This window comes from Paenibacillus sp. E194, from assembly GCF_000935845.1.
Lineage (GTDB): Bacteria > Bacillota > Bacilli > Paenibacillales > Paenibacillaceae > Paenibacillus_B > Paenibacillus_B alvei_B.
The window spans coordinates 24,666-38,791 of the sequence record NZ_JMDX01000007.1 but is presented as its reverse complement, the minus strand read 5'-3'; the positions used below and the strand labels follow the sequence as shown (position 1 = coordinate 38,791).

Here is a 14,126-nt window from a genome sequence, read left to right as displayed (position 1 = left end):
CAGTCTAATACTTTATTTTGTTTGGACATTCACAGCATAAGTCGAGTTTCCCCATTCGATTCTTCATACGCCCGCTTAACAGGAAGGAATAGGACGCTGTAACGAAAGCAATAAGAACCATTACACTGCTAATCCAACCGAAGTGGGAAATCGGCACTCGTTCAACTAGTACGCCTCCTACGGCCGCGCCTAAGGAAATGCCAATGTTCAATACGGCTGTCTGATAGCTTAATATGATTTCGGAAGCGGAAGATTTCAAGGAAATGAGATAGATTTGATTGGCCGTGGTTGTCGTCCAAGAAGAGAATCCCCATACCATGATCGTGACCATAGCCCCCCAAGTCGAACCAAGCGCCACAGGCAAAGCAATTAGCGCCAGTACGTGCAGGACGAGGCTGGATCGAATCGTTACGTTTGCGCCCCATTTGTCAGATGCATAGCCGCCGAAGCGAGAGCCGAAAAAGGCAAATATCCCTAAGATAAGGAGTGCCGTACTAATCATTTCAACGGTAAAGTGCCCTATCTCCTGTAAAAGCGGAGAAATGTAAGTAAACGTAATCGTATAGCCGATGATCCAAAATAATGTCGTTAATAAACCACTGAAGACTCGCTTATCTTTTATTATCAGCAGATGCTCTTTTAGCGGTATGGGCGTTTGCCCTGGAGCAGATGAGATCATCCGTGCAAGCATGATAATGAGAAGCACCGTGATTGCACCCATGATAAGGAATATGAAGTGCCAATCCATGTATGACGTTAGCAGCGTTCCAATGGGCATTCCGAACACTAGCGCAGCGCTAAAGCCTGTAGTCACTGTAGCAATTGCAGCACCTTGCTTGCCAGGCGGGGCCAGCTTAGCAGCGAACACGGTAGCGATCACGGTGAACAGACCGCCGCTCGCAGCCAATAGAACGCGTGAAACCATAAGAATTTCAAATCGGGTGCTTAGAAACGCTGTAAGATTGCCAACCAAAAAGATAGCAAGGGAATATAACAATACTTTTTTTCGTTCAAATCGGATCGTCAACGCTACGAGGATCAATGATCCGATAACAAATGAAATAGAAAAAATAGTGACAAGCTGGCCTGCCATCCCAATGGACACATTCATGTCCGCAGCTATCATATTCAAAATCCCCACCGTGATAAAATCCACTGTTCCGATAATAAAAGCGCCTAACGCCAATAAATAGATGCCTACACGATTCATCAACTTGGTCTCCTTTACTTTCAGGGCGCGCGCCAAGTATGAATATCGATTTCTTGCATCAGTATATATCTCGTGTTAGCATGAATCAAACGAATCCTATTCATATATGACATGAGGTTTTACTTATGACAATAGCCAGGTTTGAAGTGTTCTCCCATGTAGTGGAGCAGGGAAGCTTTACGAAGGCAGCGGAAAAGCTGAATATGACCCAATCTGCCGTAAGTCATGCAATAGCCAGTCTGGAATCGGAGTGGGGCGTTGCCCTATTAATTCGTGATCGTCGTAGAGGTCTTCTGCTGACAGAGGTCGGCCAGAAGATGCTGATACCGATGCGAGAAATATTGAACCAAATGGAAATTATCAAGCAAGAAGCCGCCTTGGCTTCCAATCTGGAGGCAGGCACAATCCGAATTGGGAGTTTCCCCAGCGCATCAGCTAATATTTTGCCAAGCATCATTTCGAAGTTCAATCAGAAGCATCCCAACATTGCCTTTAGATTTTACGAAGGAACTTATGAGGAGATTTTGGAATGGTTTGAGACAGGGGTCATTGACATTGGCTTCGTCATCCAGCAGAACAAGGAACTGAATTTGCATATCGTACCCTTAGTTAAGGATAAGATGGTTGTCGCTTTCCCTGCAGATCATCGCTTTCAACGTGAAGATGTAATTGATGTGCATGATCTGCAGGAAGAGGATTTTATTATGCCGAAAGGGCTTTATCGCGCAAATGTAGAGGAAATTTTCGAGCAAGCTCAAGTTACTCCCCGCATACGCTTTGAGGTGCAGGATTGTAATACCATCTCCAGTATGGTGCAGGAAGGGCTTGGCGTTACCATCGGGCCTGAGCTGTCGTTCAAAAATCAGCCCAACATCGGTATCGGTAATCTGAAGCAATCGAGCTGGCGTAAAGTGGCCCTAGCCAGTCCTCCTCTCCAATGCACGTCGCCAGCCGTACAAGCCTTTTTCACTGTCGCAAAGACAATGTTTGCGCGCACGGGAGAGCAAGCTCAAGGATCGGGATCGATTGATGACGAATGTGCCTACACAGAGATGTCCGGTTTCTTGGCAAAAGGGTGAGAGGAGCACAGATTGTATAGACTGAAAACGCTTTAAAAAAGCATTGACATAATAGCGAGAGGGAACTAGTATTGGTTACGTAAACGTTTAACTAACAAAAAGGATGTTCACTGGTCTTATTCAGTTTCGAATTATGAAAAACGTTTACCCACGAGAGGTGGTTAGATGGCAGCTACGATCAAGGATATCGCACGAGTTGCTGGTGTCTCTACCGCGACCGTATCGAGAGTCATTAATAATCTTGGCGGATATAACGAAGAGACGGAGAAGAAGGTTATCGCCGTAGCCAAGGAATTGGGATATCGAAAAAATGAAAATGCAAGAAGCCTGGTGCAGAAGTCGACCAATACGATAGGTGTCATTATGCCGGATGTGGCGACTTCCTTTTATGGGGATATTATTAAAGGGATTGAGGACACTTCGTATGCGCATGGCTACAGCGTGATTTTGACTCATGCCGGCAGCCATGGCTCCCGAATTCAGGATTGTCTGAAATTAATGGGGGAGCGAAGAGTAGACGGGCTCATTATCGTGTCCATCGAGCTGCAAGAGGCTGCAATCGACGCCATGTCATCACTGAGTATTCCCTTTATTTTGCTATCTACCAAGTCGGATCGAGAAGATGTACCTTATCTCAAAGTGGATGATTTCTGTGCTGCATATACCGCAGTTCAGTATCTCACCCAGCATGGTCACCGGAAGATAGGGATGGCCGGAGCCAATCCAAGAGATCCGATATCTGGTGCCCCGAGAATCGATGGATATACACAAGCCTTGCGTGATCTGGGGATCAAGGTAGACTTGAACCTGATTAAGTCAGGGGACTTTAGTTTCGAATCCGGCAAACAGGCCATGCAGGAGTTCCTTGAAGAGGAAGCCGATATTACCGCAGTATTCTGCGCAAGCGATGAGGCTGCACTCGGCATTATATCGACATGTTTTGAACACGGCATTAGGGTGCCAGAGGAGCTGTCCGTGGTCGGATACGATAACTCCAAAGTGTCGCGTATGTCGATTCCTCCACTAACGACAGTCGCACAGCCCTTGTATGAGATGGGGCGAGAAGGCTGCCGGAAATTAATTGACGCGATTCAGCATAGGATGAAGATTGAGTCCGAAGTGATACCCCATGAATTAGTGGTACGCAAGTCGGTCAAATCATTGAATGCAAAGTAATGGCGAGTATATCCATGTGCAATTGCACGTGAATGAAATAGAGATGATTTTTACGCATTACGTAAACGTTTACGTTTAGTCAGATAGCTTCATATTTCAACCCGAGAGGATTGGTATCCGTTGAGTGAAACAATCAAACAAGCAAAAGACGTGAAATGGTGGCAAACCGCCGTTGTGTATCAAATTTATCCGCGCAGCTTCCAAGACAGCGATGGAGATGGCATCGGTGATTTGAGAGGGATCATCAATCGGATCGATTATTTGAAGCTGCTAGGCATTACCGCAATCTGGCTGTCCCCTGTATATAAATCGCCGAATGATGATAATGGGTATGACATTAGCGATTATCAAGATATTATGGACGAGTTCGGTACAATGGATGATATGGATGAGCTGATTACGAAGGCGAATGAGGCGGGTATCAAGATCATTATGGATCTTGTCGTAAATCATACCTCTGACGAGCATAAATGGTTCATTGAAGCGAAAAAAGGCAAAGACAACGAGTACCGCGATTACTATATTTGGCGGGATCCGGTGAACGGAGGCGTTCCAAACGGACTGGGCTCTATATTCAGCGGCTCCGCATGGGAGTTCGACGAAGCGAGCGGCCAGTATTTCCTGCACCTATTCAGCAAGCGCCAACCAGACCTGAACTGGGAGAACCCGAAGGTTCGCCAAGAAGTATATGACATGATGAACTTCTGGCTGGATAAAGGTGTCGGCGGCTTCCGTATGGATGTCATCGATCTCATCGGCAAAATTCCGGATCAAGAAATTACGGGCAACGGACCGAAGCTGCATGAGTATTTGCAGGAAATGCATGAAAAGACATTCGGCTCTCATGATGTCTTGACGGTTGGCGAGACTTGGGGCGCGACGCCGGAAATTGCGAAGCTGTATTCCGATCCAGCGCGCAAGGAGATGTCCATGGTGTTCCAATTCGAGCATGTCGGATTGGATCAGCAGGAGGGCAAGGATAAGTGGGATCTGAAGCCTCTGGAAATTGCCGAATTGAAGCGAGTGCTGGCGAAGTGGCAAACCTCGCTAGGCGACCAGGGCTGGAATAGCTTGTTCTGGAACAATCATGACCTGCCGCGCATCGTGTCCCGATGGGGCAACGATAAGGAATACCATGAGCAAAGCGCGAAAATGTTCGCTGTTCTTCTCCATATGATGAAGGGGACGCCTTACATTTATCAAGGTGAAGAGATAGGGATGACGAATCGCCCTGTGTCGAGCATTGATGAGGTAGAGGATATTGAATCCATCAATATGTATCATGACCGTTTGTCCAAGGGGTACGCGGCAGAGGACATTATCGCCTCGATCAATGCCAAAGGAAGAGACAACGCTCGCACGCCGATACAGTGGAATGACAGCGCGAACGGAGGCTTTACGACGGGTACGCCTTGGCTGCACGTGAATGACAACTATAAGACAATTAACGTGCAGCGTAATCTAGACAACCCGAATTCGATCTTCTATACGTACCAGCGCTTAATCAAGCTGCGCCAAGAGAACCCGATAATCGTATGGGGCGACTTTGAGCTTATTGAGCATACACCGGAAGAGGTATTTGCATACTACCGCATCTATGAAGGCGAGAAATGGCTCGTGGTAGCGAACATTTCTGAACAAGAGCAGCGTTTTGCTGTAGATGAGAAAGTATCCGAGATCATTATGAGCAACTACGACCGCGCTGAAATCGATGTTACTGCATTTACGATGAAGCCGTATGAGGTGTTAGCGGTAAAGTTAGCATAAGGAGAGATTAACTTTTGGTCCACACGCTCTTTGTGTGGGCCATTTACTTTATTAAAGGATTGTTTGGGATAGAGTTTCGCCGATAGTTGGAATCTATCATCAGAATATTTATCAATATTCATGACTATGATAATAACATCTTATTTCAAGATGGGAGTGTTATTGCATGGTTGTGTCTTGTCCATCCTGTAACAAAAAAGTACAAATTAAAAAGAATGGACATGGTAGATGTACATGTGGAGCGAGCGTTAAAATAGTAAGATAGTGATGCCTCAACGGAAGTCTATGTGTAAAAATACCGGATTTTTTAAACATAGATCTAGACAACTTGTTTTTTATATGCAAAAATTCCCCTAAGGATAAAAATGGGGTGACTGTTATGAGATATATTTATAAATTATTTCATGAAAAAAGTGGGACGGAATTTAATGCAATCTATCAAAAGAGAATTGATTATGAAACGACAGAGCGCTTAGGTCTGTATATCAAGCCAATGAACCAACCCCATGTTTTCGAATTATATTATGTACCTACCAATGAAATGATAAAAATGATTCACCAAATCCATGTTATCTCTAGAGAATTCGAAACTACCTTTAAGCAACTCCCTGCAGTCGCTCAGCAGCAATTTATTATGGAGTGTCTGGTAGAGGAACTGTACAATACCAACGAGTTAGAAGGAATAAGAAGTTCTAGAGAGGAAATCGCAAGAAGTACGAAAGAAGTCCTATTTAATAGGAAAACTAAGCAGAGATTTGAAAGTATGATTAAATCTTATATGAGGCTGCTGCAGAACGATATTAGATTTCCCAAAGTACCTCAGGATGTAAGGCTCATCTATGATGATATTACAAATGGAGAAATTGAGACACAGGAATTGCCGGATGGAGACATTTTCAGAAAAGATACGACTTATATTCTAAAAAAATCAGGAACAGGGAAAGTGGTTCATCAGGGAATAACACCGGAATCAGAAATCATACATAAAACGAACGACTTATTGAAATTTTTAAATGACAATGAAGAAATTCCAACGATTATAAAGGTTGCTGTTGGCCATTACTATTTTGGTTATATTCACCCGTTCTATGATGGTAATGGGAGAACCTCAAGATTTATTAGCAGTATGTATCTTTGTGCGGATTTTGGGAATAGCTCTGCACTTTCGTTATCCAGAGGATGCAATAAATACAGAAATAAATATTTAGAGGCCTTCGAAATTACAAATAGTATAAAGAGCAGAGGCGAACTGAACTGCTTTATTGAATCATTTATTACAATTATTTTGAAAGCTCTCATTCAAATGAATGCAGAGTTAAAAGAAAAGAGTGAATTGCTACAAATAGCTCAAAAGAAATTAAAAATGGAGCCTAGATTAACGGATAAGGATCAAATCTATTTTGAAATTTTGTACGTGTTAGCTCAAAATTACTTTTTTGATTCAAGTAGCGGGCTTACCATTAAAGAGTTAGCAAAAATTTTCGAGAAGTCTGAGGCTACGTTGAGAAAAATAATGAAGGAGTTAAATGGGTTATCACTCGTGGAACAAAAAGGAGAAAGACCAATCTATTACTGTATTCAGCAAAAGTACTTTGAGGTGTAAGCATAAATATTTCACAATAAGAAGGGATTACAAATGCGTATCGTCTCCAGACCTCACCGTAAAGGAGAAGCTACTATTGGCGGATGATATCATACAATCAATAAATTATAATCAGGCACTTGCAACCCTGCGGAGAGAGATTGCCGTCTTGCTGCATCGCGTATGGCCGGAGGAGGATGGATTGCTGGAGGATACGATACCGGCTGCCCATCATGAAGCGCTGAATGCGCGTTCCTTCTATGCCTATGCAGATGGAAAGTTAGTCAGCTATACGGGAGTTGTCACCAAAGCGATCGAGCATGAGGGAGAGAGGTTCGTTATATCAGGACTTAGCTGTGTAGCGACTGACCCTGATTATCGTGGTTTAGGCTATGGGCTAAAAACAGTCGCCGCCGCCACTCAATGGATGGAGCAGAGCGGCGTGGATCTTGGCTTATTTACATGCCATCCAGATCTGGCTGATTTCTACCATCGAGCCGGCTCCTGGCCGGCTGTACCCGATGTGAGCCTTGTTGGCAGTCGCCATGAAGGGGCGTTGACGAGCGACTCGTTGCAGGTCGCTGTGCTGATGCGCCTGTTTTCGGCAAAGGCTATTGCCCATAAGAAGGTACTCCGCAACACGACGATCAATCTTGATCTCCCTGTCGGAGAGTTTTTGTAGGGATGGTTCAAAGCCATCCCTTCTCTTCGGCAATGGCTGCGGCCTGCTGTCTCGATTCCGCATCCAGCTTTTGAATGGCAGAAGACAGATAATTCCGCACCGTTCCAATCGTCAAGAAGAGGGCTTTGCTGATTTCGCTTGTCGTCATGCCTTCCTTCGTAAGCCGCAGCATCTCGGCTTCCCTCTCGCTTAATGGATTCTCATTGTTCATGAAGAGCACTGCAGCCAGATCGGTGCTGATCACCCGTTCTCCAGCCATGACCCTACGAATGGATTCAATGAGATAGTCGATCGGTTCATCCTTAAGCAGATAGGCATTCACTTGGGCATTCATTGCCTTTTGCAAATAGCCAGGCCGGGCAAAGGTAGTAACGATCACAATTTTGCAAGGAAGCCCGGCGTTTCTGATTTGCAATGCCAACTCTAAGCCGTTCATGTGCGGCATTTCAATATCCACCACGCATACGTCTGGCTTATGCTGCTGTATGGCCTCCCATGCCTGCTTCCCATCCGCTACTTCCGCCAATACTTCAATATCGTCTTCGAACTTCAGCAATGAGGCAAAGGCACCTCGCAGCATCTGCTGGTCTTCAGCAATCACAACGCGAATCATGTAGCTGCACTCTCCCTTCCGAGATGATGTAGTGGGAGCATCATGGCAACCGCAGTCCCTCCGGCAGGCGAGCATTCCACTGTAAGAGTGCCGTTCAGCGCGTGCATTCGCTCCTTCATTGACAGGATGCCATTTCCGCCTTCTTTGTGGCTTAGCCCGACACCATCATCAGTTATGTATATGGTGTACCTGTTATCTATCATTTGAAGCTGTATCGTGCAGTGCTGCGCCTGACTATGCTTAATCGTATTTGTAATTGCTTCCCGCACAGAGAGAGCTATCATCGTTTCCTCGACGCTGGATAGCAGTGGGGAAGGGCCATGCTCTATAATTTCAAGCTCAATGCCAACCGTATGCAGCAGCTTGCGCGAATGCGCCAGCTCACTTGTCAGTGAAATGAACTTCATCTCGGAAACGAGTTCCCGTACTTGCTTAAGGGCAATTCGCGAGGTGTTGAGGATGTCGTTCAGCTCTTCTTTGGCCTGCTTAGGGTCTTTATCTACCCATCTAGCAGCCAGCTCGCTTTTTAGTTTGATCATCGTTAAGGTTTGTCCCAGCGTATCATGGAGATCGCGTGCGATGCGGTGTCGTTCTTCCTGCAGGGCATATTGTTCAAGCTGTTCATTGGCAGAATCCAGCTGACCTTGCAGGCTGGCTGCTCTCGCTCTTATGTATAAGATTGAAGGCAGGAGTATCTGGATAATGATAATGGGGAGATGCATCATATACCTGGCATAGAAATCACTTACTCCCCATCTTGCGACTACCGCGTACATAAGGGCTATGGCTGCAGTTCCAACGCCGATTTGCCATTTGGACTTCGATCTGCCTAGCAGATCGGCAAATATAAATCCGAACATGAGAAGATTGGGGTCAATAAAGATACTGAGTACCGCAATCGTGCCGAGACCAGATACAACAGCTGCCAGCAGATAGATATTCCGATGCCATAATGCAATATAGAAGGAAATCAAAAATAAGCTTAGGACCATTAGGCATCCCAAGAGACCAAGATCGGAACGCGTGCTCAGGACAAAATAGCACAAATATACGATCGCAATTACATCTATGAGTAGAAACTGTTTCATCTGATCTCTTGGGTAGATCTTCATCGATAGCCTCCAGATTCACCTAGACTGAAAAATGCCTACCGCACGCTTGCGGACAGACTCCATAGGGCCAAGCTTGAAGACCCGCAGCCACCTTGAAGCGAACCATAGCTGGAATACGGAAATCTCAATCCAGATTGCGATAATGGTTAACGAATTCAACTTGCCGCCTAATGCTAAGCCCCAGCCATAACAGAGCACGGATGCAATCACATTTTGCATAACATAGCAGCTTAACGACATCTTCCCTGTGTTTTCAAGCAGGCGCCACAGTCGATCCAATTTGTTATATTGTACCATTTTACCAATGAGTGCTATATACCCAATTGACAGAAAGGGGGCAAATAAATAGCGGACGGGCATGTCGAAAATGCCGCCAGGTATGAAAATAAGCAGGTTCAATGGCACCCCGACATAGATGCCCAGCTTCATAAGCTTGCTGCGTTGCCGCTGCCCATGCTCATCTGGAGCGAACACTCCGGAGCGCATAAGGCGAACGCCGAGTAAAAACAGAAACACATTCAACGGAATGACAAAAATGGGCTCAAAGCGAAGCAGTACGAAATGAGATAGTCGATATTGGACTTGTTCCATCCATGAACCGTCCTTGTAGAGAGTGGCCACCTGATCAAAGTTCCCCAGTGACATATTGGCGCCCATTATCCCAAGCAGAAGGATACTCAAAATTGCGATGACATGTACGCTGCCAATCACTCTCATCGTGTTGGATATGGCGCGATCGCCACCACGAATAATGAAGGCGGCAATCATGCCTGTTATGCCGTAGCTCATTAAGATGTCATACTCCATTACAAGAATAAAATGAAGCAAGCCCTCCAATAGCAGGATAAGAAGCACCCACATATAGACGCCCGGCCAGGCCTTGCCTGCACGCTTCGCCTGCTGATACTTCATTTCCATGCCTACTCCGAACATGATCGTTAATAAGCCGAGCATCTTGCCATTTACAAAAAATAATACGATCATGCGGAGCAGATCATCAAGCTTCCACCAACCCGTATACGCGTACGTAGTGAGATAAGATAAATCTCCTAGATGTGCAAATATCCAAATATTTGTCCCCAATGTGCCCAGAATCGCGAATCCCCGCAATATATCGAGCAGACGGATCCTCTCCTGACGTTGTTCCACATGTACTCATCCTTCCCTCTTATTCATCATGCAGCTTTATTGTAGTGGGGAAGAGGGGGAGCGGAATATTCACAGCTGTAAAGGAATTAGGATGACAGGTGTCATATTGTTCGAATCTGGATAGCAAGGAATATTGTTGCGCAGGATAAGGCTACAGGATTTTGAAAGAAGGAGATAGCCGCCATATGGATCATATGATTTTTCAGGTTGGAACCGCCCTGCTGTTAGTTACCGCCGCCTCGCTTATCGCTGGGAAGCTAAAGTTTTCGATCATTCCATTCCTTATCGTTCTCGGTATGTTGGTCGGACCGCATGCTCCAGTGATCGGCTTGTTCGACTTAACCTTTATAGAGAGTCAGTACATAATAGCTTTTCTCGGGCGGATGGGAGTACTATTCCTGCTCTTCTACATTGGTCTAGAGTTCTCGGTTTCGAAGTTAATTAAGTCTGGGGGCAATATTGTATTTGGTGGTACCGTATATGTCGTACTGAACTTCGTGCTGGCAATGGCTTACGGATTTTTGGTTAATTTTCCGCTGTATGAAACGCTAATCATTGCAGGGCTGATGTCTGTATCCTCCACAGCCATCGTAGCCAAGGTTTTGGTTGATCTTAGACGTACAGGCAACTCCGAAACAGAGCTGATATTGGGCATGATTTTGTTCGATGATCTCTTTCTGGCCGTGTTCTTATCCGTTATGTCCGGCCTTCTGCTTGGAGGGGCCACATCTATTGGCGGAATATTGCTCTCCGTAGGGATTTCCATGGGGTATATGCTCGTGTTCTTCATCATCGCAAGAGTAGGGCCGCCAGTATTAAATAAGCTATTGAATATCACATCGAACGAAATATTTATTATAGTCGTATTCTCCCTGCTATTCTTTATTGCCGGGTTCTCGGAAACCCTGCATGTAGCTGAGGCTATCGGTGCGCTCTTATTTGGACTTGCTTTGTCAGAAACAGAGCATAGCAAGCGAATAGAGCATCTGGTTGTTCCTTTCCGGGATTTCTTCGGCGCGATCTTCTTTTTCAGCTTCGGTCTAAGCATAGATCCACTAACGCTTGGCGATGCTGCATGGATGGCACTGGGAGCTGTGCTGCTCACAGTAGTGTCCAATATGGTTGCAGGCTGGATTGCAGGACGTAAGGCGGGATTATCCTATAAGGCTTCGACGAATATTGGACTTACCATCATGGCGCGGGGGGAATTCACTATTATAGTGGCGAACTTAGGTATATCAGCCGGTTTGATGCCTTTACTTAAGCCTTTCTCCGCGCTGTATGTACTCGTGCTGGCTATAGTTGGTCCACTGCTGGCGAAAGAATCGAAATATGTGTATAGTGGTCTGAACCGCATATTCAAATGGAGCAATAACAAAGAAAAATCAAACGTACCAAATAAATAGGATTGAAGGGAGATGTCAGGCCATATGGCAACGATAAGGGAAACGGAACTACCGGGTATCGGGAAAAAGTATCAGATGGAAGCTGCGTCGGGAGATAAGGTCGTCGTCGTTATCCATGATGATGGCAGAAGAGAAGTATACCATTTCGAAGATAATGATCCAGAGCAGAGCATTTCCCAAATAACGTTGGAGGACGAAGAAGCAAGACAGCTTGCGTCTATTATCGGAGGCATGAGTTATAAGCCGAAGGCATTGGATACTATCCAAGTGGAACTTGATGAACTCGTCATTGAATGGTGCAAGGTAGGGTCGTCCTTTCCATGCATCAATAAATCCATTGCCGAGCTGCAAATTCGCCAGCGCACGGGAGCAACAATCCTGGCAGCTATAGAAAAAGGAAAGCAGTATATCAATCCCGATCCTGAGGTACAGCTTACGCCCAATATGACACTCGTCATTGCAGGAGAGCGCAAACAAATAAAGCAGCTCAAAGAGCTGCTCGCACAAGGATAACGGATAATTGTAGTCAGAGAGCATCTGCTTGGATAATAGCAGGTGCTCTTTTTGTTTTGCTGAGATAAGGCTTAGCTTTGTCTGATACCTCCCTCCATTTCTTCTCTAATGATCTGCATGAGCAGATTAGCAGAAGATGCTTGCATATATTCCCGGCCGCCTCGCCTCTGCAAGAAGCCGATTTGAATCAGGGGCTCGGCCATATTGACATCAATTGCTTTGATCTCCTTCGCCAGCGGTGTTGTATCCAATACGACGCCCACGGCAGAAGTACCCTTCACAAAGTGTGGAATTGAAGATATCTGACTTACAGTGTTCAGGTTAGGTGATGATTCGTATCTGGCGAAATGCTTAGCTAAACGCAGCGAATATAAGCAGTTTGGTCCGCCAGCTATGATCGGGTAATGGAGAAGCTCTTCCAATGAGATGTTCTCCTGTGCACACAAAGGATGCGCCTGATCTGCAATGAACGTGATCCTCTCTTGATACAGCGGCTGAAAATAGAAGGGAGACGCGTCGGAAGGCTCGCCACAGATGGCAAAGTCCAGCTCCTTTTGCAGGATGGATTGGGAAAGGAAATCGGTATTTCCCGCCACAACGTGACATTGCATGTTCGGCTTATGCGCTCGGAACTTCCGCAGTGCATTAGGGAATACCGTCTCCATCATGGATTCAATTCCTCCAATCCGTACAGACCCAATTTCGTCCTGCTGCAATGCTTTCGCCTGTTCCGAGATATAGTTCCAATGCTGAATGAGACTATCAATCTCCGCTGCCAGCATGTGGCCGGCACGGGTCAATTCCGCATCCCAGCCTCTGTTGAACAATGGTATGCCCAGCTCTTTTTCCAAGCGTTGGATTTGACTCGTAATGGTAGATTGCGCGTAATTCAACTTCTCGGCTGCTCGGGAGAAAGTCCCTTCTTCAAGTATGGTTTTGAATGCGGTTAGTTCTTTGAGATCCATTTGCTTGTTGTCACCTCTATCGAAATAATCGAATAAGATCATGATTTTATTCAATTATACAAATGAAATTATCGGGCGTACAATGGAGGCATCTCAGAGAAGGAGTTGATCGGACATGCCATTCATTCGGGTTAGTTACATGGAGGAGCAATATGACACCCGCCAACTTGAACAAATCAGTAAGACAATCATGTGCGCTTTGATCAAACACTTCAATGTGCCGGAAGATGATTATTTTCAAGTCTTTCATGCCCATAGGGCGGGGGAATTTTTCTACAGCAAGAATTACTTGAATGTTGAACGGAGCGACGACTTGCTCTATATCCAAATTACACTTAAATCGGGGAGGTCGGAACAGCAGAAAACAAGCTTTTATGCGATGCTGGCAGAGGAGCTGTCCAACACGGTGAGTATACGAAAAGGGGATGTCTTTGTCGTGCTTGTCGATAATGAATTCGAAGATTGGTCATTCGGCAATGGCATTGCTCAAATGCTGGATCGTCAGACAAAGGGGAGTGATTGGCATGGCACATCGAGCAATTAGCCCGCAAGTAAGCGAGACGTTAAGAGAATTAGCTCCGGCATTCGTTGATTATTCCGAGAACGTATTGTTCGGAGACTTGTGGCGACGGGAGCAATTATCGCTGCGGGATCGGAGTCTGATTACGATTTCTGCGCTAGTTGCGGGCGGATTGATGGAACAGCTCCCGTATCATTTGCGACTAGCGGTAGAGAATGGACTTCAGCAGGAAGAAATCGTGGAAGTGATAACACACCTTGCGTATTATGCAGGCTGGCCCCGTGCAGCTTCGGCGCTGCAGGTCGTAGAGGCGATCTTCGGGAACAAGGCGTAATCATGGATAGAAAAAGCA

The 14,126-nt window shown here is 45.7% G+C and carries 14 protein-coding genes; 9 read left to right on the top strand and 5 right to left on the bottom strand.

All coding sequences use genetic code 11. From position 1 onward, the window contains the following. Window positions 1-4: 4 nt before the first annotated feature. Window positions 5-1,210, bottom strand: a complete 1,206-nt coding sequence (locus AZ66_RS02040; RefSeq protein ID WP_044353372.1) for an MFS transporter — start codon at window positions 1,208-1,210, stop codon at window positions 5-7. Between the two features lie 125 nt (window positions 1,211-1,335). Here AZ66_RS02040 and AZ66_RS02035 point away from each other — a divergent pair, with 125 nt between their 5' ends. The 5 genes from AZ66_RS02035 (at window position 1,336) to AZ66_RS02015 (ending at window position 7,496) form a co-directional block, all read left to right on the top strand. Beyond that, complete coding sequence (locus AZ66_RS02035) at window positions 1,336-2,289, top strand: LysR family transcriptional regulator (RefSeq protein WP_082061410.1); 954 nt, start codon at window positions 1,336-1,338, stop codon at window positions 2,287-2,289. A 165-nt stretch (window positions 2,290-2,454) separates the two neighbouring features. Next, window positions 2,455-3,465 (top strand): LacI family DNA-binding transcriptional regulator, encoded by a 1,011-nt coding sequence (locus AZ66_RS02030; RefSeq protein ID WP_021260775.1) that lies wholly within the window; start codon window positions 2,455-2,457, stop codon window positions 3,463-3,465. A 120-nt stretch (window positions 3,466-3,585) separates the two neighbouring features. After that, the gene (locus tag AZ66_RS02025) at window positions 3,586-5,232 is read left to right on the top strand and encodes a glycoside hydrolase family 13 protein (RefSeq protein WP_021260776.1); all 1,647 of its coding nucleotides are present in this window, start codon (window positions 3,586-3,588) and stop codon (window positions 5,230-5,232) included. A gap of 379 nt (window positions 5,233-5,611) precedes the next feature. Beyond that, entirely contained in the window at window positions 5,612-6,835 is a 1,224-nt protein-coding gene (locus AZ66_RS02020) for a Fic family protein (protein ID WP_021260777.1), read from the top strand. Window positions 6,836-6,911: 76 nt separating this feature from the next. Further along, window positions 6,912-7,496 (top strand): GNAT family N-acetyltransferase, encoded by a 585-nt coding sequence (locus AZ66_RS02015; protein ID WP_021260778.1) that lies wholly within the window; start codon window positions 6,912-6,914, stop codon window positions 7,494-7,496. A gap of 7 nt (window positions 7,497-7,503) precedes the next feature. On the opposite strand, the gene AZ66_RS02010 is transcribed toward AZ66_RS02015, so the two are convergent. From AZ66_RS02010 to AZ66_RS02000, 3 genes are read right to left on the bottom strand one after another with little or no spacing between them, the layout of a single operon-like run. After that, complete coding sequence (locus tag AZ66_RS02010) at window positions 7,504-8,109, bottom strand: response regulator transcription factor (protein WP_044353370.1); 606 nt, start codon at window positions 8,107-8,109, stop codon at window positions 7,504-7,506. Continuing rightward, window positions 8,106-9,221: a sensor histidine kinase gene (locus AZ66_RS02005; RefSeq protein WP_044353369.1), complete on the bottom strand. Its 1,116-nt coding sequence runs from the start codon at window positions 9,219-9,221 to the stop codon at window positions 8,106-8,108. The genes AZ66_RS02010 and AZ66_RS02005 overlap by 4 nt, the downstream gene beginning before the upstream one ends. A 15-nt stretch (window positions 9,222-9,236) precedes the next feature. Continuing rightward, complete coding sequence (locus AZ66_RS02000) at window positions 9,237-10,370, bottom strand: DUF418 domain-containing protein (protein WP_044353368.1); 1,134 nt, start codon at window positions 10,368-10,370, stop codon at window positions 9,237-9,239. A gap of 185 nt (window positions 10,371-10,555) precedes the next feature. On the opposite strand from AZ66_RS02000, the gene AZ66_RS01995 reads away from it, so the two are divergent. After that, the gene (locus AZ66_RS01995) at window positions 10,556-11,776 is read left to right on the top strand and encodes a cation:proton antiporter (protein WP_021260782.1); all 1,221 of its coding nucleotides are present in this window, start codon (window positions 10,556-10,558) and stop codon (window positions 11,774-11,776) included. Window positions 11,777-11,800: 24 nt separating this feature from the next. After that, entirely contained in the window at window positions 11,801-12,289 is a 489-nt protein-coding gene (locus AZ66_RS01990; protein ID WP_021260783.1) for a cation:proton antiporter regulatory subunit, read from the top strand. A 71-nt stretch (window positions 12,290-12,360) separates the two neighbouring features. Here the strand turns inward: AZ66_RS01990 and AZ66_RS01985 are convergent, their stop codons facing one another. Next, the gene (locus tag AZ66_RS01985) at window positions 12,361-13,254 is read right to left on the bottom strand and encodes a LysR family transcriptional regulator (RefSeq protein ID WP_044353367.1); all 894 of its coding nucleotides are present in this window, start codon (window positions 13,252-13,254) and stop codon (window positions 12,361-12,363) included. A gap of 115 nt (window positions 13,255-13,369) precedes the next feature. On the opposite strand from AZ66_RS01985, the gene AZ66_RS01980 reads away from it, so the two are divergent. Further along, window positions 13,370-13,798 (top strand): tautomerase family protein, encoded by a 429-nt coding sequence (locus tag AZ66_RS01980; RefSeq protein WP_021260785.1) that lies wholly within the window; start codon window positions 13,370-13,372, stop codon window positions 13,796-13,798. Continuing rightward, a complete protein-coding gene (locus AZ66_RS01975; RefSeq protein WP_044353366.1) occupies window positions 13,779-14,108 on the top strand; it encodes a carboxymuconolactone decarboxylase family protein in 330 nt (109 codons plus the stop codon). Before AZ66_RS01980 ends, AZ66_RS01975 begins: the two co-directional genes overlap by 20 nt. Window positions 14,109-14,126: the final 18 nt, after the last annotated feature.